Raw genomic sequence first — 20820 nt, 5'->3', positions numbered from 1 at the left:
GAGAAATCTTCTACGCCCTGCTATTTCTACAATACTTCGAGGAATGTAGGGCGTAAAAGATTTCTCCTCTCCCCCTGAACACGTGCCCTTCCGATTCGTCGAAATGACATTTTGTTTTTACTAATTAAGATATTCGAGAGATGTGGGTGCACAGTAATGAGCGATTGATAAATTATTAAACGCCAAATACCCGACACCTAATCATAACGACTTGGCATCGGGTATTCGGCATCCATAATTTATATAGCCATACTAAACAACTGCGTAGCGGGCTTATCGGCCCATAGCCGGGCATCAAGGCACATACAAATGTTACGCAGGTAGCGTTTGCCCATTTCGGTAACTGTAAGCCCCAGGGAGGTTAATTCAACCAGGCCGTCGTCGGCCAGGGCATCTAATCTATCCAATCCGTCGGCTACGGCAGTGCAAGGCTCGCCATGATGGTTCCATACTGTTTGGCCCGTGCACATAATGTTCAGGATATGCTTCCTGACTATCAAATCCTCAGCAGTTAAAATATGGCCTTTAAATACGGGCAGTTGGCCATCGGTTATCAGTTGAAAGTACTCCTCAACCGTTTTTACGTTTTGCGCAAAGCCGTACCACGAGTCGCTGATGGCGGATACCCCCAGGCCAACCTGTAACTGGGTATGCTGATGAGTGTAGCCCATAAAATTGCGGTGTAGCTTGCCATTTTGTTCTGCATGCAAAAGCGTATCGCCGGGTAATGCAAAATGATCCATGCCAATTTCGTGGTAACCATAGTGCATTAATAAAGCCCTCCCGGTTTCGTGAAGTTTGGTTTTGGCGGCGGCATCGGGCAGGTCCTGTTCAGTAAAACGCCTTTGGCCGGGTTTTATCCAGGGCACATGGGCATAGCTATAAAATGCTATCCTATCCGGCCTGAATAAGGCTACCTTGTTCATGGTATCGGCAAGGCCGGCCAAAGTTTGTAAAGGCAGTCCGTATATCAAATCGTAATTGATTGATGTATAGCCTATCCGGCGGGCTTGCTGGGTTACGGCCATCACCTGGTCGGCAGTTTGATGGCGGTTGATGATAAACTGTACTTTGGGATCAAAATCCTGTATGCCTAATGATAGCCTTCTGAAGCCCAGATCATACAAAACCTGCAGATGGCCTACCGTTGTATTTGCCGGGTGTGCTTCAAAACTAAATTCGGCATCGGCGTGTATAGTTGCATTTTTAATAATGCCTTTTATAAGCGTTTGCAGGTTTTTGGGGCTAAAAAAAGTAGGCGTACCTCCACCCATATGAATTTCTTTTATCACCGGCCGGTCGTTAAAAATCGCCAGGTACATATCCCATTCTTTTAAAACCGCGGCTAGATAAGGTTCTTCAACCCTGTGATTTTTGGTAATACGCGTATTGCAGCCGCAATAAGTACACAAACTTTCGCAATAAGGCAAATGGATGTATAAACTGATACCCGATTGCGCATTGCTTTCGGTAAATGAAAACTTTACAGATTGCTGCCACAGCTCAGGGCTAAAGGTATTGGCATCCCAATAAGGCATTGTTGGATAACTGGTGTAGCGCGGAACAGCTACATTATATTTATCGGTAAGCAGGAGCGATTTATTTTCCATTATTAACTTCGGTCAGTATATTGTTGGGTACCGTTTTCTGGCATTCTTTGGCGCAGGCGCAGGCTTTACCTACACATTTGTTTTGCTGCCACAAATCAAGACTTTTTATAGTTGAATTTGCTATTTCCTGTAGCGCTTCGCGGGTAAGGTATGCCTGGTGTGGTGTTACCAGCACATTCGGGTGCTCCATCAACTTATTTAATAAAGGATCTTTTATGGCATCTTTTTGGTGATCTTCAAAGAACAAGCCTTTTTCAAATTCATACACATCAATACCCAGGTATCCTATTTTGCCGCTTTTTATCGCCGAAAGCGCATCGGCGGTATTGACAAGCAAACCGCGGGAGGTGTTTATCAGCATCACTCCGTTTTTCATTTTCGCAATACTTTCGGTATTTATAAAATGCCGGGTATCGGCTGTTAACGGAACGTGCAGGGTTATGATGTCTGCATTTTCCAGTAAATATTCCAGTGATACAGGTTTGGTGTAAGGTTCATCAGCCGGAAAAAAAAGATCATAACCAATAACATCACAACCCAGCCCATGGTAAATTGCAGCTGCGGCCCTACCGGTGCTGCCCAGCCCAACAATGCCTACGGTTTTGCCTGCAAAATTAAAACCGATGAGGCCATCGTTCCTAAAATCAAATGCGTGGCTATGCTGATCGGCTTTAACTACCTGCCGGTTAAGGGCGAAGGCCATGGCTACGGCATGCTCGGCAATGGCCTGCGGCGAGTAAGAAGGTACGTTTGCAATTTTTATGTGGTGCGCGGCGGCGGCATCTTTGTTGATATGATCGGTACCCGACGACCTGGTAACGATATATTTAACGCCAAGTGCGGCCAGTTTGCCTATCACAACAGCCGAAACATCATCGTTGGTAAACACAATAACGGCGTCTTTACCCTCGGCATAAATAGCGGTATCTGGCCCCAAAGGATTTGAAATCAGGGTGATATCGTGCTTCTTTTGATTAGCCTTCGCCAGGTATTCTTTTTCAAAAGGTTTTATACTGTATGCTACCGCTTTCATTATACGTTGTTTATAAAAACAAAGCTACAATTGCGCGGGCCGCAATAGTATGAGCGCAATCAACCCAAAAAATGATCGTTATCAGTTTTTCATTTTAGATAACTTTTCTGGTTTGAGAATAGTTATCAGGCTGCCTTTTTTTTCTATCAGTCCTTCATCTTTAAAATCAGATAGTGTGCGGCTTACGGTTTCTGTAGCCATACCGGCCATGGCGGCCAGGTCTTCCCGGGTGATCTTTATTCCCTCATTATCCGCATCCTGCCGGTGCAGGCGGGTTAAAGCTTCGGCCATGCGTTTACGTACCGAGTGATAAGCCAGCTGCATGAGCTGGTCTTCCTTATCGCGGATATCATTGGCCAGTAATTTTATAAATTCGCGGGCTACATCGGGATAATGGTTCAGCAGGTGATCTATCTGGTCTTTGGGGATAAGGCAAAGCGTACTATCTTCAAGCGCAGTTGCTGTATCCGAATAAGGTTCGTTAGATAAAACGGCGTTAATACCCAGGTAGTCATCATCCACATAAATGCCGGTCATCAGTTCGCGCCCGTCCTCGGCAAGTTTTATTGTTTTTATCCGGCCGGTTATTACCAGGTAAAGGCCGTTACCCTTGTCACTCTCGTAATAAATTACCTGGTTCTTTTTAACCTGGCGGCCTTTACGCTCGGCAATTATCTTTCTTAATTCGGCCAGGCCATCATTTTTTGCAATCAGGCTGTTCAACCTGTCAAGCGATTTACTGTAAAAGTTTTGGTGCAGCTCTTTTTTCTTCAACCGGCTTTCAATGGCGTTTAAAAGCTCCATATCATCAAAAGGCTTGGTAAGGTAATCATCGGCACCCAATTCCATCCCTTTGCGCAAATCAACCCGCTCGGCTTTAGCTGTTAAAAATATAAAAGGAATTGCAGCCGTATCGGTGTTTTTGTTCAGCATGTATAAAACGCCATAGCCATCCAGCTCGGGCATCATAATATCGCATAAAATAATATCAGGCAATTCTTTTATAGCAAGCTCCACCCCTTTTTTGCCATTATTGGCATCAAATACCTGGTAGTTGGCCAACTCAAGAATTTCAACTACGTTTTCGCGGATGTCATTGTTATCTTCAATAATCAAAACTTTTTTACTCATGATATTGGAAAAGTTATGGTGAACAAAGTTCCCTGGTTTATATCGCTTTTAAATTCAATACGGCCATCCATCAAACTGGTGTAGCGCGCCACAATATTAAGGCCCAGGCCGGTACCCGGAATATTACCTGTATTATGCGCACGGAAAAATGCTTCAAACAAATGTTTTTGATCGGTATCGGGTATGCCTATGCCATTATCTTTAATGGTTATTACACAATTGCTATCGGCAATTTCGGTATTAAACTCGATAAAAGTATTTTCGCCCGAATATTTTATCGCATTCGATATCAGGTTTATAACACAGTTTTTAAGCAGGTTTGGATCAAGATTTACTATACTGCGTGTACCGGTATGCTGATAAATGATGTTTTGGTTTTGCTTGGCAACCATTTGCAGCTCTTCGGTAATCTCTTCCGAAAATTTCACCAGGTCAAACGGCGTATAACTTGGTTCAACCCGGCCGGCCTCCAGTTTTTCGAGCGACAGGAAATCATTAAGGATGGTAGTTAAATTACCCACCGCATTTTTAATTTTTGCCACATGCTTGCGGATGTTGGCATTATCATAAGGCTGTGCGTATTTTTCAACTAATGATGCCGATAACTGCACCGCGCTTAAGGGCGTCCTGAATTCGTGCGATGCCATAGATACAAAACGGCTTTTCAAATGGCCCAGTTCTTTCTCTTTTTCAAGCGAAACACTCACCTCTTCTTTTGCCTGCTGCAACGCCTGTACCGTATTTTTAAGGGTTTGGGTGCGCTGCTCAACTAAATCTTCCAGGTGGGCGGCGTAATCTTTTAATTGTTCTTCGGCTTCTTTTTCCCGTGAAAGGTCATGTATAAAACCGGCGTATATTTTTCTGCCTGCAAAATCAACCTCGCTTACGGCAAGCCTGAAAGGGAAGGTTGTGCCATCTGTTCGTAAACCCGTAACCTCGCGGCCAATGCCAATAATGTGCGGGTCGTGTGTTTGCTGATAACGGTGTATATATTCGTCATGCTGTGCCTTGTAAGGCTGCGGCATTAATACCGATATATTTTTACCAACAACGTCTTCGGGGGTACACAAAAACAGCTTACATGCCGATGGGTTAATTGTTTCTACAATGCCCCGCCCGTTGATAGTAATTATACCATCAATAGCGTTTTCAATAATTGCTTTTAGTAAGGCTGCACTTTCCATAAAAAGGTGTTATCAATAAACTGACGAACGTCACAAATATTGGTATAAACAGCCAATTAAAATATAATAGTTTTCATGTTTAAATGTGACGGTAGTCATTTTTTCCATTGTACCGGCTGGTTGCTATTAACCCGCCACTGTTAACCCGCGCTGTTTATAAACTGATAACAACCACTTACTTTAATGAGCATAGTCATGTTTTAAAGGGCGATTAACATCAACCTTTGTATGGTATTCAACTTTATTATATATAACCTCCTATAACCCCAATTATGAATAATGCCGAGATCCAGTTTCTTGAAGGCCCGCATTCAAGGCTAAGCGAACTCAAATTTACGTTTAAAACCATGGCCGACCTGATACATGGCTTTAGGGCCCTGCATTTTATAGGTCCGTGTATAACCGTCTTCGGCTCGGCCCGGTATAAGGAAGACCACCCCTACTACCAGCTTACCAGGAAAGCAGCGGCCGAATTTGCCAAACTGGGTTTTACTATACTAACAGGCGGGGGACCAGGCTTAATGGAAGCGGCCAACCGCGGCGCCAGAGATGTCGGCGGGCGATCGGTAGGCTGCAACATTCAGCTGCCTGTTGAACAAAAACCAAACCCCTACCTGGACAAGTGGGTATACATGAAGCACTTTTTTTTGCGTAAGGTACTGTTAGTAAAATACTCTTTTGCATTTATAGTGATGCCTGGCGGCTACGGCACTTTAGATGAATACTTTGAAGCGCTTACCCTGATCCAAACACATAAAATAAACAATTTCCCGGTTATCATCTTCGGGACCGAATACCATAAAGAGCTGCTTGAACATATACAGGTGATGAAAAAGAACGCGACTATAGGCGAATTTGATGCCGACCTTTACCTGGTTACCGATGATATTGAAGAAGCCGTAAACCTTATTAAAGAAAAAAGTATTAAACAATATGGTCTTAAAGCAAAGGCAAAACCTAAACCAATTAAATGGCTGTTTGAGCGCGCTTAATTTGCATAAGGTGACGATGGTCATTTTTTTAGTATTAAAGCCCTGGTAATTTTACCAGCCAGTAAATAACACTATTTTAATAATTACTAAAATTGGTATGCAAGCTACTACATCAATATCTGCACGTTCATTACAGTATTACATCATAGCCCGGCGCTGGTTATCCGATCTTGAATTTTTCAAGATAGAAACATCGTTCCTGCAAAGATTACTTGATAAGCATATTGCCGGTTTGCAGGATATGAACCACATCCATCAGCTGATTGCCGCCGGCAAGGCTTTAAAGCACCTGCAGGACATAGAAGTTGAAGAACTGCTGACAAGGCAGGTAAGGCTGTTGGAATTGATGTCTGAAGATATTATTCCGGAAGATACCGATGCACTTGCATCCACTCAGATAAAGCTGGCCAACTTTATGGCCAACCTAACCCGCGAATTCAGACAAGTTAAGCAAGACTTGTTTAATTTGGTGCTGGACACCGCACAGGTAAATAACAATATTACAACTTAATTTGACCCCTTATTATTTAATAATCGCGAGCGCCTGTTTACACGGGCGCTTTTTTATTTTCCATGAATTTATCCTGCTTAAAATCAAGTTAAAACATGCCTGAAGTCATTATTTCGGGGCCTTCATGTAACGATTTTTACAGGATAATTTAATTGGCATGAAACCGAAACTTTACAAAGGCATTTTATTGGCAGGCATAACCATGCTCGTGCTATCAGTTACCGGTGTTAAAGCCGCATTTGCTGCCAACAATAGCAGTAACCCGGCCGATACGCTATTAGGTAAGGAGATTCAAAGGCAGCTGGCCAACAAGGATGTGGAGTTGCAGTTATACTACCCCAAATCGGTAACCCGCGTGTACGCACAGGCGGGCTTTATGCCCGTATGGTTAAAACCACAAAATTACGAAGGGCCGGCCTGGCAGGCGCTGCGGCTGATTGACTGCGTGTTGCAATTCGGACTTTCGCACGCCGACTACCATCCTAAAGAATTGACTAACGGTCAACTACATAACATTTTGGATACCCCTAAAAAGGTACGCCTTGAGCAACGGGCTTTGTTTGATATTATGTTAACCGATGCCATCATCAACCTGATAAATAACCTGCATTACGGAAAACTAAACCCGGAGTATCCGGCAAACAAAATTGATGCTTTGGTTGATGCCGGTTTTATGGCTGATAAAACCCTGGCGCTGGCCCTGTTGCAAAAAAACTTAATAACTACTATAACCTCCGCCCAGCCAACCATGCCGGAATACGCAGAACTAAGGCGAAAACTTTACCTGCTTGAAGGCCTGCGCCAAAACAATTGTTACGAGCTTCCGCAAGCCCAGGAACGCAAAATTGCTATTAACATGGAACGCCTGAGATGGGTTAATACCGATGATAAATATTACATCCATATCAATATTCCATCGTACAGCTTAAAACTGCATATTAAAGATTCAACCTGTAATTTTAAAGTGATTGTGGGCAGACCAGAAACCCCTACGCCTACCCTGCAAAGCGCAGTAACCTATTTAACAACTGCTCCCGAATGGAAAGTTCCGGCAGCAATGTTCGCTGCTACCATACTGCCAAACGCCATCAGCGACACCGCATACCTAAACAATAATCACTACGGATTATACACCAAGGCCGGCGAATTTATTGAACCAACCCCGGCTAATTTAGCCAAAATAAAAAATAGCCCGGCCCAATATTATGCCAGGCAAACCATAGGCTGCGACAACGCGCTGGGATTGGTAGTGTTCCGTTTTGATAACGTTTATAAAATATACCTGCATGATACACCGCAGCAATCGCTATTTGCAAAAAAGAACCGGGCCTTAAGCAACGGCTGTATCCGCATTGAACAGGCACGCCGGTTTGCAACCCTTTTGCTAAAAAATGACGACTCGGCCGACAAGATCAAGGCTTTGGATAAAGGACTGAACACCTACTTTAAGCAAAACATCTACCTTAAAAAACCAATGCCCATCAAAATCACCTATTTAACCTGCGAAATAAAAGATGGCGAACTGATAATCCTCGGCGACATTTACAATTTAGATAACAGCCTGGAGATGGCTTTGTACGGAACCGATACCCTGTTATGATTTTATAAGAGTAACTTGAATACCGGCCACTAAAGAATTACCAGGCATTCAAATTCGCTATGTCCTTATTTTATCTATGCTAATGGCATCAGTAGGCCACCGGCGTTTATTTAGCGTTCCTCATCCGGATATTTGAGAAGTTAAGTGATGATTGGCTTACATCATTGGCCAGTTGAATAATCGATGGCGTAAAACGCAGTTCGACATTACGCCAAAGTAATTCGCCGATGATATCATTTACCGGTGTAACCGATGTTGGTACGACCGGTTGATAGCAGATATAATATCCCGCACAGGCATCAAGCAGTGTAAAACCATCCGCAGGCAGTTGATAGCAATATAAGGTAGCTTCTAAGATTCGCTGATACCAGCCAGACTCAACAACCACAACATGATTGGCCGTAGTACTTCCCATAAACCTTTCCTTATCTGCCCATAAAGTTTCGGCATTAAGATAAAAAGTAACCCGCGGGCAATTGCGTGGCAACAGGTAGTTGTGTAATAAGGAGGCATCAATGGCAAACACTACATCGCCTTTTATTTCGGAAAAATATGACGGCGATGGCCTTGGCTCAAATAGCTGGATGCCCGGTTGTTCGCTTACATGAAAAAGGCCGCTTTGCTTATTTAATTGCGGGTGGTAGTTTAACATTTTTGCAAGGTATCTTATGCAAAGTTGTGTTTTATATCTGAGTGTGATTAAGCCTAATTAGATTTTTTTGTCCGAAATTATACCTGTCCCTCCTATCCCGCCTTTACCAAAAAACTTCCGTTTAATAACGATGGCTTGTTGTATTCAAATGGCTCGCCATCGGGCCTGCTCATTGTAGCGCCACTATAAACGGCTATGGCCTGGCCGGCGGCGGTATCCCACTCCATGGTTGGGCCCTGCCGGTAGTAAATATGAGCTTTACCTTCGGCTATCAGGCAAAATTTAATGGAGCTTCCGATAGAAATTGTTTCTGAAACAGGGTATCGCGCCAGCAGCGATGCTTCCTCTGCTGATGCATGCGAACGGCTGCCCACAGATATCCATTCCGTTGCCTTTACATCTGCATAAATTTGCGTTTTCCCGCCTTCGGCTGTTTCCTTCCAGCTGCCAATGCCCTCACCTCCATAATAAAGATCGCCGGTTACGGGTACGTAGATGATGCCTAAAACCGGGGTATTGTTGTGCATGAGCGCAATGTTCACGGTAAACTCGCCGTTGCGTTTAATAAACTCCTTTGTACCATCAAGCGGATCAACGCACCAGTAGTACTCCCAATTTTTCCTGGTCTCATAGGGAATATCCTTGCCTTCTTCAGAAATTATCGGGATAGCAGGAGTAAGCGCGGTTAAACCTTCGGTAATGATATCATGGGATACCTTATCCGCCAGCGTTAAAGGCGACAAATCATCTTTCAGCGTTACTTCGATATCCGTATTGTAAACGCTTAAAATACCGGAGCCGGCTTGCTTTGCCAATAACAATAACGCGGTAAGTTCGCCCGGCGAGATGATTGAGGTGTTATTTTCCATATAGGTTCACAAAAAGTTGCGTTTGTTTTTAATCAACGCTTTCTTCAATAAAAGCTTTCATATCGGCCTTTGTGCTAATGGTTTTCTTTTCATGATGTTCGTAATGAAAATCTTCCAGCTTTTGCAACAGGTGCTGCAGCGTAAGTTTTTCGGGAATGCTGAGCTTGCCGGTTATCATTTTGCCTGCATAGCTGGTATCCACAAAAACCTCGTATAATAACTGCTTGCCCTTATCGGTAATGCCCACGTATTTGCCGCGTTTATCTTCGGGGTTATCCCATTGCGTGGCCAGGCCTGCGGCTATCAGCCTCCTGATCACTTCTGTGCCCGATGTTTTTTCCTGCAGGTTATAGTTAATCAGCTCGCTTTTTGTTAAATGATCATGCGTAAGCAAAATAGCCAGCCCGGTAAATTCCTCAGCGGTTTGCAGCGGGGTGCCATCCAGCGCTTTTTTAATGTAAAATTTGGCATAACGGCTCATAAATACAAACAGCCTGCCTATATTATTATCAAGCTGGTAGGCCACTTCAAGAGCCATTTTTTCGCTGTTACCAAAACGGATATCGCCATTAACATAATCGTCGGCAGGATCGGCCACGTGATTAAGCAGAAAACCGGTAAAATCCTGAATAGAAACTTCATCGCCTTTGTTCTCTTTCTCCATCTCTTCTACAAGGCTTATCAATTGATGAATGAGTTTGTATGATTTCATGATTTTTCTATCTAACGGTTACCGCAGTTGTTGCCAAATTTATATAAGTTTTATCTTGTTATGCTATTTTCCGTCTCCCGGGCCTATCCGGAAGTATTTAAACGGCACCCACAACATGCCGAAACACTCCCCCGCTTCTTTCCCAATATGCTTATGGTGCATTTTATGCGCCCTGCGAATGGCCTTTAAATACCAGTTTTGCGAATTGCGCAATACTTTAATACGCTGATGTATAAATAAATCGTGCACAAAAAAGTAGCAGGCGCCATACAACGTAATACCAATACCCACACAAGTAAAAACCGGCATAGCCCCTAAAATACCCGCGGCCAGGCAACTTATACCGGGTATAGCGAAGATGAGGAAGAACAGGTCGTTTTTTTCCAGGTAGCCGGGCTGCTCTTTTTTGTGATGGTCGCGGTGCCATACCCATAACAAACCGTGCATTATATATTTATGGGTAAACCAGGCAACACCCTCCATCGCAAAAAATGTGACTATGATAATTAAAGCATTCATTATTGCGGGTTAATTGTGGTTATTGGTAATAATTTGCATACACCTGATCAAAGCAGATCTTCAGCCATGCCGTATAATCGGCAGGATGTTCATCCAACTCCCGGGCAAGTTCATCCAGGCCGATGTAGCGGTAGGCTTCTACCTCATCGGGCGAAGGATTGGGCACCGTATTGCTGACGCCAAAAAACACGTGGTCATATTCGTTCTCAATAAGATTTGCCTGCACTGCAGCACGATAACTGAAGCTAAAAACATGGTTTAGCTGGCAATCCATACCCATCTCTTCCATTAAACGGCGATGGGCGGCTTCCAGTGTATCCTCACCTGGCCGCGGGTGGCTGCAGCAGGTGTTTGTCCATTTGCCGCCCGAGTGGTATTTATCCAGTGCGCGCTGCTGCAATAGCAACTCGCCTTTCAGGTTAAAAACAAATACCGAAAATGCACGGTGCTTTTTACCCTGCAGGTGGGCCTCCATCTTTTCCATGGCACCCACTTCGTTATCATCATCGTCAACCAAAATAACGTATTCTTCCATCAGGTTTGTTTTATCAGTATTTTTTTGTGATTTCTTTCTTTTAATAACCGTATTCACAATACATTTAGTTTGTACCGCACCAGCGAATCAAACATCAGCCAAAATTTATGCCCGTTGGATACCCGGATGCGTTGTTCCATTACCCTCGCGGCCGGCACATTGGCTATTTTACGAAATAACTGCTTATAATAAACATAAGCAAGATAAACCCCTTTACGACATGAACGGGGCAGTTGCCTTATACCATCCAACGCCTCATTAAACTCGCGAAGAATATCCTGCTCGATAGCCTTTTTATCCCGATCAGAAAAAGATGAGAGGTTTACTTCCGGAAAATAAGTTCTGTTTAATTCCTGATAATCCGCGTTTGCGTCTCTTAAAAAATTCACTTTTTGAAACGCCGATCCTAATTTCATAGCAGGCACACGCAGTCGTTCAAACTCATCAGTATTGCCGTTGGTAAACACATGCAGGCACATTAAACCCACTACCTGCGCCGAACCAAGAATATATTCCTCGTATTTATCGGGGGTATACTCCTGCACCGCCAGGTCCATTTCCATGCTCTTTAAAAACTGCCTGATAAGGTCATGGTTGATGTGATATTTATTAACAACCTGCTGAAAAGAATTGAGTACCGGGTTGATGCTGATGCCACGGCTTATCGCGCGGAAACAATCTTCTTTAAACTCCGCTAACAGCAAGGCCTTGGGATAATCGTGAAAGCTATCCACAATTTCGTCGGCCAGCCTTACAAAGCCATAAATGGCATATATAGGATCACGAAGCTCTTTGTTTAAAAAATAGATACCCAGCGAAAAACTGGTACTGTATAGCCGGGTGGTTTCCCTGCTGCACGTTGCAGATAATTTATCGAATCTCGCTTTCATTTATTTTTGGTTGAATATTTAATTAATTGTTGGGCCGAAACTTTACCTGATATGATTGACGGCGGCACACCGGGGCCTGGTACCGTAAGCTGCCCGGCATAAAATAAATTACCTATCCGGCGGTTGCTGATGGATGGCTTTAGATTTGCCGTTTGCATGAGCGTATTGGCCAACCCATAAGCATTGCCTTTGTAGGAGTTATAATCGGCAACAAAATCATTTATACAATAGCTTTGCTTGTAATCCAGATGTTGCCTTATAGCTACGCCGCTAAAATGTTCCAACCTGTCCATAATCAAATTAAAATATTTTTCCCTCAGGTCGTCGTTATCTTCAATCCCGGGTGCAAGCGGCATCAGGATAAACAGGTTTTCGTGCCCTGCGGGTGCTACGGTATCATCGGTTTTTGATGGGCAGCAAACATAAAACAGTGGTTTTGAAGGCCATTGGGGCTCTTTATATATTTCCTGCGCGTGCTGTTTTAAATCGGCGTCAAAAAATAAAGTGTGGTGGTCAAGCCTGTTTATTTTGCGGGTAATTCCAAGGTAAAAAATAAGGCTTGATGGCGCCATTACCCGTTTGTCCCAGTATGATTCCTGGTAGTTTCTGAATGGTGGCTCCAGTAGTTTTTCTTCTACATGATGATAATCGGCCGCAGCGATAACGCCGTCATAGGCCCTTGTATCGTTGGCAGTAACAATTGCCGAAACCCGGTTGTTGGCCACCTTAATTGAAGTAACAGCCGTATTGGTAAAAAATTTTACGCCCTGCGCTTTGCAAACTTCCTGCATCCCTTCAATAATTTTGCCGAAACCACCCTTCGGATACCAGGTACCCAACTGCAGGCCGGCGTAATTCATGAGGCTGTATAAGGCCGGGGTATCTTCGGGCATGGCGCCTAAAAACAGTACCGGGAACTCCATGAGCGCTATTAGCCTGGGGTTTTTAAAAAACTTCCTGACGTGTTTGCTAAAAGCGGTAAACACCTGCAATTTAAAAACCCCTTTAAACAGGTCCCAATCCCAAAATTCGGTGAGCGACAAACCCGGTTTGTAAACCAGTTTATCCATCCCCGTTTTATATTTATAAGCGGCCTCGGCCAAAAACAGTTTTAATTGTGCCACGCTGCCGGTTTCTATCGACTCAAACAACTGGCACAACGCGTTGAAATCGGCAGGCACGGCCATAACATCATCGTCACCAAAAACTACCGAAAATCCGGGATCCAGTTGTTTCAATTCATAAAAATCGGAAGGCTTGTAACCAAAATCAGCGAAGAATTTTTCGAACACTTCGGGCATCCAGTACCAGCTTGGGCCCATATCAAACAAGTACCCGTTATTGGTGTTTAACTGCCGGGCACGGCCGCCTATAGTTGCATTTTTTTCAATCACATCAACCTGGTACCCGGCCTTTGCCAGGTATGCAGCGGCACTTAAACCGGCAAAGCCAGAGCCAATAACAGCAAAATTGGTTTTATCGTTCAAAATCAGCTAAAATGATTGTTATGTAAATATGGTTCATCAACCCGGATAAACCAACTAATCAGCCAACAAATATAGTACTTAACTGTATCAATAATTAAATTATTGTATAATATAGTACCAAAATGGAGAAATTATTTACAACCTCGTGTTTTACAATAAACCCTGTTAACCCAGGTTTGCCGCAGGCGTCATGATTAGTTAAGTTAATATTAGCCTTATATTTACAAAAAATTACAGCGTTTACCAGTCGTTTTAACTTGGCTGCTTACGAAGTTATATGAAAAAACACCTGCATCTACCGTTAATAATTGCTTTACTGCTACTGGTAATGATAAAAGCCTGGGCAACGCCGGGCCGACGGGAAAATGATGCTTTTAAAATATTATCCAAATCTACAACCGCCGCGCCACAGTTAATAATTGGCGAGGTAACCGGGGCTATTTCTGCCTGCGTCGGTACGGCCTCTGCAAGCCCGGCCGTTCAGCAATTTACGGTGTCGGCAAGTGGTTTATCTGCCGATGTTACGGTTACAGCCCCTGCTGATTTCGAGGTGTCGCTTACCGCCGATGGTACTTATAGCGCAAGTGTTGTACTTACACAAACCTCCGGTTTAATATCCGGCCAGGTGGTTTACGTACGTTCGTCGGCACAGGCCGCGGCGGGTAATATTTCGGGCGATGTCGCGCTCACTTCGGGCGAAGTAACCCAAACAGCAAGGGTAAGCGGCCATATTAATCCGCTGCCTCTGGTTAGCCCCATCCCCGATCAAACCGTGCAAAACGGACAGCTTACCAACGGCGTTATTTTTACAGGCAACGCCCGCAGCTTCAGCTGGACAAATGATAACACTACCATCGGCCTGGCCGCAAGCGGCAACCGGGGTATACCTTCGTTTACAGCCGTAAACACGGGTACCACACCCGTTACCGCGCACATTACCGTTACCCCCGCGCCTGCAAGCTATGCCTATGCAGCCAACAGCTCGTCAAACTCGGTTTCGCTTATCAATACCATTACCAATAATGTCGAGCAGGTTATTACCGACGGGATGCCGCCAAACTCCAGCCCGCAGCGGCTGGTGTTTAGTCCCGATAAAAGCCTGCTGTATGCAGAAAACGAGGGCTCGCACACCATAGCTGTAATTAGTACCGTCGCCAATAAAGTAATCACCACTTTCCCGGCCGGGTTCGATCCTGTTGGGATGGTTATCAGTCCCGATGGCAGCAAGTTATATGTTACCGATGGCAGCATCAACCAGCTAACCACCATCAACACCACCAATTACGCCGTTATAAAAACCGTTACCACAGGCGATACCCCGTATGATTTAACCATCAGTGCCGACGGTAAAAAACTTTACATCATCAATGCCGGCTCAAACATTGTGCAGTTTTATGACATCGCCACCGGTTATTTTGAATATGCCATCATTACCGGCACAACGCCCAACAGTGTCATCATCAGTCCCGATAATAAAACACTGTACGTAGCCAATTATAACTCGCACGATGTAGCTGTTATAGATATTGCTGCCAGGCGTATCCTGTATAAAATAGACGTTGGCACAGCCGCCAACTGCCTGGCCATAAGCCCCGATGGAGCAAGGCTTTACGTATCCCAGATTAACGACAAAAAAGTCACCGTCATCAATACCCTGACCCGCAGCATTGTAACCACTGTCGATGTAGGCCAAAACCCGGCAGGTATAACCATCAACAGCGATGGCAGCAAGGTTTATGTGGTTAATTCCCTTTCGCCCTATATATCCGTTATCAACGCGGCTACCAACACCGTTGCGCAACAAATCCCCGTTCAATCCGGCGGCAGGTTCATGGCTATTTTAAGCGATAATGAATGCCCTGGTTTGCCCGTTCAGTTTTCCATTACCGTAAACCCATCTGCAGTTGCGGTTGGTATCAGCATCCCCAACAGCTTCTCGCCCAATGGCGATGGCAGCAACGATCTGTGGGCCATCACGGGCTTAAGCGCCTACCCCCAAAACACGGTAGAAGTATTTAACCGGTACGGCCAGCGCATATTCAGATCAGCCGGCTACAACACCTCCTGGGACGGTACCTTTAACGGCCAACTCGTTCCGCCTGCGACCTATTACTACATCGTAAACCTGAAGAACGGCAAGAAAGCGCTATCGGGCAGCGTGACGGTGGTGAGGTAGTGGGGGGGGTTTTGAGTTTGCAGTGGGCAGTGAGCAGTGGGTGCATGTCGGCGAGTTGACTCACCCCGACGAGGCTGCGCCCGTCTGCCCCTCTCTCCGACTGCGTCGCATAGAGGGGCAAGAAGTTTTTTTCAAACCCTCTTTGCGGCGAAGCCGGAGAGAGGGTGGTCCAGCGAAGCGTAGACCGGGGTGAGTCGAAACCAGCGTTCAAAGCCAATGTTTGTATAACACCTAACATGTCATGGATAGGTACGAAGAATCTATTGGCGAACTTTTCTATCGGTCATGCACAGCTGACAGATCCTTCGTTCCTGCCATTGACACATTTGTAACTATTTGATTATCAATTGAAAAAAGTGTCATTTGCAATGCGATCATTTGTGCGCAAATAAAGGTTACTCAGGATGACAGGAAAATAAACAACCATTGCCCCAGTCATTTTTTTTGACTTTTTAATTTTAACTTTTGACTTAAATCTTGGCGTACCCCTGCCGGTAGAAGCAGGGTCAGGCTATTCACTCATACTACACAGGCATTAGCCACAGGCCGGTACCCGTTTCTATCCTTTACGCGAGCTGCGGGTATACAAAAACACCCGGATGAAATTAAACATCCGGGTGTTGCATATTCATTTAGCGAAAATACCGTAGTTATAAACTACAAGCGTAGCCGTTCGAAGTCGGAGACATTCGAACAGCGGAAGACTACGGGCAGATGGGGTTAAAAGCTGAATATTTATCGATATCTATTCAAAACCGGAGCATTAACGTAGTTTGCACGCAAACTGTCAAAAACCAGAAAATCTTTATATGAATATTGAGCGTTAATTTGATTTTTCTGAAAAAATGGACTCTTATAATATACGGTTTGCGCCACAGTTACATATCGGGGAACGTTAAACTCGAGCCTTTCAATAAATGACGATCCAGGTTTTATGTCACGCATTGGCAGAACCCGAAATTGATTAAAAAATGTTACCTGCTTTTTATATTCTTCTACAGAATCGGCTTTAATGCCCTTTATTTCCCGGGTTGTATAAAACTCAAAGGCCAATACATGCTTATATCGATAATAACGAGTAACACCATATTTAAATTTGTTGACCGTTTCAAAATGAAGCGTATCATCATTGTTTGTAAAGTCCGGCATATATTTTCCCGGGATATAAATGCTGCTATCTGTATTATTTGTAATCTTAACATAAACCGTATCATTGTCTTTGAGACAAATTATTGACACACTACCTTGCCCTATTTCTTTTTTTCGATTTGCGAAATTGCATGAGCACATGAACGTGCATAAAACGACATAAAAAAATACAAAATTTTTCATATTACAAGATACGAATTAAAACTAATGATTGAAGTTACTTTCTTTATGCAGGGGATCAAGTGGTCTTAAAGGTACGTTGAGATCTTTCCGAATTTCGTTTTCATCGTCAACTGCATTCCCTTTAGTTGACCCCCGCATTATCGGAAGTCCGTGTCCTACAATTTCATGCATAATGATCAATGATGCATCGTCGGGAACGATCTTCCCATTATCTAATATACTGTTGTTAGGATTACCTGATATCGTTATAACAGGATCACCTGCAATACCTGGCCTTTGGTCTATAGACATACTATTTGCTGGCTTCGCAGGTGTAGATGTCACACCACCTCCTGCATTGAGATCAACTGATAGCGTTGCATTGTTTTCGCCTTTAAATGTTTGACCCATAACAAGCGTAAGTGTTTTAGGATTTCTAATCGCTTCATTAAGCCTGTTAGAATATTTTGAGGATCCCGCTTTGTTGTCTTTTGCATTTTTATCAACCGTAAGATAGCCATTTTTGAAGGTGTATTGTGTTTTTGATCTGAAGTTAAGATAACCAAGTAGCTGTGCCTGCTGCTCCTTTTTAGGAGCTCTTACTTTTTCGGGGCCCATTCCATCGGGATCAGTAAACCTCATCGGGTCATCAAATACATAATTATAAGGTGACCACCTCCTCATCTTCTCAGCCAACGGGTCCACAGCTGCCCATCTTGCAATCACCGGATCATAGAACCTTGCGCCATAATCGTAAAGTCCCGTCTCGTCCTGCAACTCCTTGTGATTGTAAAGATAGTGATTTGGAGAACTTGGCAAAGTACCGATCAAACTTTGTATGGTATACCCAAACGCATAATAATCATTTCTTTGCGAATTCAGCGGCGTAAGCTGGTTCGCCGCGTCCGACGGGTCCCAAGTGGTGGTCAACCTGGTGTTGCCCAGGTGGTCCTTCAGGTCATACTCGTATTTGTACACCGTTCCGTTTTTCCTCGCCCTGCCTTCTTCGGTCTGGATAAAGGAAATCACGGGATAGGTGCCCGTATACTCGTACTGGATGCCGTTCACGTACTCCGTGACAGTGGTCGTGCTTCCGCTTGTCGACAGCTTCCTCAGTTTCCTGCCCGCGGCATCGTAGATGTAGGCAACCGATATGCCTGCCCTGACCGCCGTCTGCGGCAGGTTGAGCATGTTGTAGGTTTGGGTAAGTCCCTTGTTCAGGTCCATCAGCTGGTTGCCGTTGCCGTCATAGGTGTATTCTGCCGCCTGGTTCGCGCCGTTGATGAAGCCCGCTGCCGTGCCCAGTTCGTCGATCCGATCTATCTTGTTCCCACTTACGTATGTGTACGTCAGGCTGTCAATCGCTATGCGGGAGCTTGCAGGCTTGTCGTACCTGTTCAGCTTCGTGATGTTGCCCATCACGTCGTAGGTCACGTTCTCATTATAAAAATTGTCGTTGGGGGTCGTGGTGGTGCTCACCGCGTTGGTTAGCCTGTTAATCTTGTCGTAGGCGTAGTTATAGGTAAGGGCCGGGTAGCTGGTGCCCGACAGGGCCGTCGTCTTCACCGTGGTGCTGCCAATGTTTCCGTTGTACTGCGGCGTTGCCGCGTTGTCGTACTTCAGCTCCATGCCAAACTGGTCGTTGGTATCGGTATTGGTAATCCCGCCGTCGACACTTAGGGTGGGGTTGTTGATGTTCGTCAGCCAGCCCCTTGGGTTGTAGCGGTAGTCTACGTTCTGCAGGAAGTTGGAGGTACCGTTGATGGAATGCAGGCCTTTTTTGGTCAGCTGGCCTATCTCGTTGTAACTGGCCAGCGACACCCGCACGGCGCCCTGGATGGTGTTGGTGCTGTCCTGAAGCTGGCTGGCGCCTGTTCTTCGCCTGCCCATATGATCGTAAGAATAAGCCTCCGAGGATAGCAGCTTACGTACGGGAGCCGTTTTGGCCGCGTTGGCCACATAATGCTGCCGGAGATTGGATAACGCCTGCTTGTTAAAGTTGTATCCGGTGATTACGTCGTCGTAGTTGTACTGGCTCAGTGCCGACGAGCCGCCCACGTAATGCTGGCTGAAGGTGCGGATCACCTGCCCGTCCTCGTCGTAATAGGACACGCTCCACAGGTAGTCGCCCGTGGTGTTCAGCACCAGGGCTTTTGTTGCGGTTTGTAAACCGGTTGTCCGCTTGGTGTACAGCGTATTGCTTTGCTGGTTGTACAAAGATGGAATACCGAGCACGTTGGTATACAGGTCATAATAAGACACCGTGAGCGTTGTGGTATAGGTATTGGGCCAGGCATTGCCCGTGTAGCCGGTGCTGCCCGTGGTAGCGGGAGCCTCCCAAAGCGTGGTAACCGCATCGGCCAGCGCCTGTACGGCTACGTGGTTATCGGTACCGCTGCTGCCGTTTTGAAAAATGCCCGTAATCACCGGCCTGCCCAGCGCGTCGTACTTGGTTATCGTCCATTCCTGGCTCGCCTTCATCCGCTGTACCGAATCCTGGGTAGCTATAGCCTGGTCGATGCTGTTATAAATGATAAACTCCCAGCCCTTGCCCGGTACTTTTTTCTGAAACAGCCTTCCGCGGGCATCGTAACGGTACTGGTAGCAGAAGTTGCCAAGCGCACTCTGGCTGACGGCCGCATTGGCATCGGGGCTTGCTCCCGGCGGCAGTACGAAGCACAGGTTCCCAAGGTCGTCATACACGTAATAGGTGCTCAGCATCTCGGCCGTGCTGCCTTTAATGTTATACGTCCGTTTAAGCACTACATGGCCGTCCTTGTCCTTGTACTCCTCCGTGGTGCCAAAGCAACCGTCGGTGGGTTTCCAGTTTTCGTTGCGGGCAATACTCACAAACAGCTGCCCGCTGCCGTAGGTGGCCGTATTGCCTGCGCGTACCAACGAGCGGCTGCCGTTGGTGTTCACCGTCGCGGTATACAGGGCCGCCATCCGGCTGCCGGTATTGGACGAGGTGACGTTAGTGGTGCTGAATGCGCTTTGGTCGTTGATGGTTTGAACCATGCGCAGCGTGTTTTTGTTGCTGGCCGCATCCGGCGCGGCCCCGGGCTGCCAGGCCTGCCCGGGCGCACCCTGCTCAATTACCGTGTTCAGTGGCGAGGCCTCAAAGCCGGTAACCGAATATGGATAAGGTGTAAGCACCACCCCGCTCGTCTGCTGCCCCTCGGCGGTACCGTTTGCCGGATTATAAAAAGCCCTTACACCTGCACCCGTGGTAAGTGCGTCGCTGCGGTAAGCGCCGTAGCTGGTATTGGTTGTCCGGTAGGGCAAATACGTTACGGCTTCCCTCCCAAAGGCATCATAAGTATGGGGCAGAATCACGTCGTACCCCGCAGGCGATGCCTGCATCTGTACCGTTTGCAGCGGCCGGCCAAGGCCGTCCACGTAGTCTATCGTCGTCATTACAGAATCCTTGACCCCCGTCAGCTGGTCAAGCCGGGTATTGGTAGCGATGGGTACGCGCGGCACCCTGGTACGGATGTAGTTTTGCGTGGAGGTTTGGCCGTGCGCCGCGCTTACGGTGAAAAACACTCCTGCCATTAGCAGGAAACTCTTATATATTTTTTTTGGCAATTCCATTTGTTTGTCTGAAT

At 45.7% G+C, this 20820-nt stretch carries 17 protein-coding genes; 4 read left to right on the top strand and 13 right to left on the bottom strand.

Annotation, left to right across the window (positions count from 1 at the left end; all coding sequences use genetic code 11):
* Window positions 1-239: 239 nt before the first annotated feature.
* The 4 genes from hemN to FSB76_RS27700 all read right to left on the bottom strand — a co-directional run bounded on the left by hemN (window position 240) and on the right by FSB76_RS27700 (window position 4958).
* Entirely contained in the window at window positions 240-1610 is a 1371-nt protein-coding gene (gene hemN / locus FSB76_RS27715) for an oxygen-independent coproporphyrinogen III oxidase (protein ID WP_147059265.1), read from the bottom strand.
* Entirely contained in the window at window positions 1600-2643 is a 1044-nt protein-coding gene (locus FSB76_RS27710) for a 2-hydroxyacid dehydrogenase (protein ID WP_147059263.1), read from the bottom strand. Before FSB76_RS27710 ends, hemN begins: the two co-directional genes overlap by 11 nt.
* Window positions 2644-2724: 81 nt before the next feature.
* On the bottom strand, window positions 2725-3774 hold the full coding sequence (locus FSB76_RS27705; protein ID WP_147059262.1) for a response regulator: 1050 nt from the start codon (window positions 3772-3774) through the stop codon (window positions 2725-2727).
* Entirely contained in the window at window positions 3771-4958 is a 1188-nt protein-coding gene (locus FSB76_RS27700; RefSeq protein ID WP_147059260.1) for a PAS domain-containing sensor histidine kinase, read from the bottom strand. The genes FSB76_RS27705 and FSB76_RS27700 overlap by 4 nt, the downstream gene beginning before the upstream one ends.
* A gap of 272 nt (window positions 4959-5230) precedes the next feature.
* Between FSB76_RS27700 and FSB76_RS27695 the strand changes: the two genes are divergently transcribed.
* The 3 genes from FSB76_RS27695 (at window position 5231) to FSB76_RS27685 (ending at window position 8061) form a co-directional block, all read left to right on the top strand.
* Entirely contained in the window at window positions 5231-5950 is a 720-nt protein-coding gene (locus tag FSB76_RS27695) for an LOG family protein (RefSeq protein ID WP_147059258.1), read from the top strand.
* A 97-nt stretch (window positions 5951-6047) separates the two neighbouring features.
* On the top strand, window positions 6048-6461 hold the full coding sequence (locus FSB76_RS27690) for a hypothetical protein (RefSeq protein ID WP_147059256.1): 414 nt from the start codon (window positions 6048-6050) through the stop codon (window positions 6459-6461).
* Between the two features lie 157 nt (window positions 6462-6618).
* A complete protein-coding gene (locus tag FSB76_RS27685) occupies window positions 6619-8061 on the top strand; it encodes a L,D-transpeptidase scaffold domain-containing protein (protein WP_147059254.1) in 1443 nt (480 codons plus the stop codon).
* Between the two features lie 106 nt (window positions 8062-8167).
* Here the strand turns inward: FSB76_RS27685 and FSB76_RS27680 are convergent, their stop codons facing one another.
* The 7 genes from FSB76_RS27680 to FSB76_RS27650 form a co-directional block, all read right to left on the bottom strand.
* Window positions 8168-8713 carry a DUF6886 family protein gene (locus FSB76_RS27680; RefSeq protein WP_147059251.1) on the bottom strand — a complete coding sequence of 182 codons (546 nt, stop codon included), beginning with the start codon at window positions 8711-8713 and terminating at the stop codon, window positions 8168-8170.
* A 92-nt stretch (window positions 8714-8805) separates the two neighbouring features.
* A complete protein-coding gene (gene cysQ, locus FSB76_RS27675) occupies window positions 8806-9582 on the bottom strand; it encodes a 3'(2'),5'-bisphosphate nucleotidase CysQ (protein ID WP_147059249.1) in 777 nt (258 codons plus the stop codon).
* A gap of 28 nt (window positions 9583-9610) precedes the next feature.
* Window positions 9611-10294, bottom strand: coding sequence for a MarR family winged helix-turn-helix transcriptional regulator (locus FSB76_RS27670; RefSeq protein WP_147059247.1), 684 nt, complete (start codon window positions 10292-10294; stop codon window positions 9611-9613).
* Window positions 10295-10357: 63 nt separating this feature from the next.
* Complete coding sequence (locus tag FSB76_RS27665) at window positions 10358-10813, bottom strand: sterol desaturase family protein (RefSeq protein WP_147059245.1); 456 nt, start codon at window positions 10811-10813, stop codon at window positions 10358-10360.
* Between the two features lie 19 nt (window positions 10814-10832).
* Window positions 10833-11348: an isopentenyl-diphosphate Delta-isomerase gene (gene idi, locus FSB76_RS27660; RefSeq protein ID WP_147059244.1), complete on the bottom strand. Its 516-nt coding sequence runs from the start codon at window positions 11346-11348 to the stop codon at window positions 10833-10835.
* Between the two features lie 53 nt (window positions 11349-11401).
* Entirely contained in the window at window positions 11402-12238 is an 837-nt protein-coding gene (locus FSB76_RS27655; protein ID WP_147059241.1) for a phytoene/squalene synthase family protein, read from the bottom strand.
* A complete protein-coding gene (locus tag FSB76_RS27650) occupies window positions 12235-13725 on the bottom strand; it encodes a phytoene desaturase family protein (RefSeq protein ID WP_147059239.1) in 1491 nt (496 codons plus the stop codon). The genes FSB76_RS27655 and FSB76_RS27650 overlap by 4 nt, the downstream gene beginning before the upstream one ends.
* 277 nt (window positions 13726-14002) lie before the next feature.
* On the opposite strand from FSB76_RS27650, the gene FSB76_RS27645 reads away from it, so the two are divergent.
* Window positions 14003-15901 carry a T9SS type B sorting domain-containing protein gene (locus FSB76_RS27645; RefSeq protein WP_147059237.1) on the top strand — a complete coding sequence of 633 codons (1899 nt, stop codon included), beginning with the start codon at window positions 14003-14005 and terminating at the stop codon, window positions 15899-15901.
* Between the two features lie 735 nt (window positions 15902-16636).
* Here FSB76_RS27645 and FSB76_RS27640 read toward each other — a convergent pair.
* Both FSB76_RS27640 and FSB76_RS27635 read right to left on the bottom strand, forming a co-directional pair.
* Window positions 16637-17233, bottom strand: a complete 597-nt coding sequence (locus tag FSB76_RS27640) for a hypothetical protein (RefSeq protein ID WP_147059235.1) — start codon at window positions 17231-17233, stop codon at window positions 16637-16639.
* Window positions 17234-17254: 21 nt separating this feature from the next.
* Complete coding sequence (locus FSB76_RS27635; RefSeq protein ID WP_147059233.1) at window positions 17255-20806, bottom strand: DUF6443 domain-containing protein; 3552 nt, start codon at window positions 20804-20806, stop codon at window positions 17255-17257.
* Window positions 20807-20820 lie beyond the last annotated feature (14 nt).

Origin of the sequence: Mucilaginibacter ginsenosidivorax, from assembly GCF_007971525.1 — a bacterium.
Lineage (GTDB): Bacteria > Bacteroidota > Bacteroidia > Sphingobacteriales > Sphingobacteriaceae > Mucilaginibacter > Mucilaginibacter ginsenosidivorax.
Note: the sequence above shows the minus strand (reverse complement) of the source record. Positions and strands in the feature narration are given on the sequence as shown.

Coding starts and splice junctions, on each gene's coding strand:
- hemN (WP_147059265.1), bottom strand. CDS start 1,610: ATGGAAAATAAATCGCTCCTGCTTACCGATAAATATAATGTAGCTGTT.
- FSB76_RS27710 (WP_147059263.1), bottom strand. CDS start 2,643: ATGAAAGCGGTAGCATACAGTATAAAACCTTTTGAAAAAGAATACCTG.
- FSB76_RS27705 (WP_147059262.1), bottom strand. CDS start 3,774: ATGAGTAAAAAAGTTTTGATTATTGAAGATAACAATGACATCCGCGAA.
- FSB76_RS27700 (WP_147059260.1), bottom strand. CDS start 4,958: ATGGAAAGTGCAGCCTTACTAAAAGCAATTATTGAAAACGCTATTGAT.
- FSB76_RS27695 (WP_147059258.1), top strand. CDS start 5,231: ATGAATAATGCCGAGATCCAGTTTCTTGAAGGCCCGCATTCAAGGCTA.
- FSB76_RS27690 (WP_147059256.1), top strand. CDS start 6,048: ATGCAAGCTACTACATCAATATCTGCACGTTCATTACAGTATTACATC.
- FSB76_RS27685 (WP_147059254.1), top strand. CDS start 6,619: ATGAAACCGAAACTTTACAAAGGCATTTTATTGGCAGGCATAACCATG.
- FSB76_RS27680 (WP_147059251.1), bottom strand. CDS start 8,713: ATGTTAAACTACCACCCGCAATTAAATAAGCAAAGCGGCCTTTTTCAT.
- cysQ (WP_147059249.1), bottom strand. CDS start 9,582: ATGGAAAATAACACCTCAATCATCTCGCCGGGCGAACTTACCGCGTTA.
- FSB76_RS27670 (WP_147059247.1), bottom strand. CDS start 10,294: ATGAAATCATACAAACTCATTCATCAATTGATAAGCCTTGTAGAAGAG.
- FSB76_RS27665 (WP_147059245.1), bottom strand. CDS start 10,813: ATGAATGCTTTAATTATCATAGTCACATTTTTTGCGATGGAGGGTGTT.
- idi (WP_147059244.1), bottom strand. CDS start 11,348: ATGGAAGAATACGTTATTTTGGTTGACGATGATGATAACGAAGTGGGT.
- FSB76_RS27655 (WP_147059241.1), bottom strand. CDS start 12,238: ATGAAAGCGAGATTCGATAAATTATCTGCAACGTGCAGCAGGGAAACC.
- FSB76_RS27645 (WP_147059237.1), top strand. CDS start 14,003: ATGAAAAAACACCTGCATCTACCGTTAATAATTGCTTTACTGCTACTG.
- FSB76_RS27640 (WP_147059235.1), bottom strand. CDS start 17,233: ATGAAAAATTTTGTATTTTTTTATGTCGTTTTATGCACGTTCATGTGC.
- FSB76_RS27635 (WP_147059233.1), bottom strand. CDS start 20,806: ATGGAATTGCCAAAAAAAATATATAAGAGTTTCCTGCTAATGGCAGGA.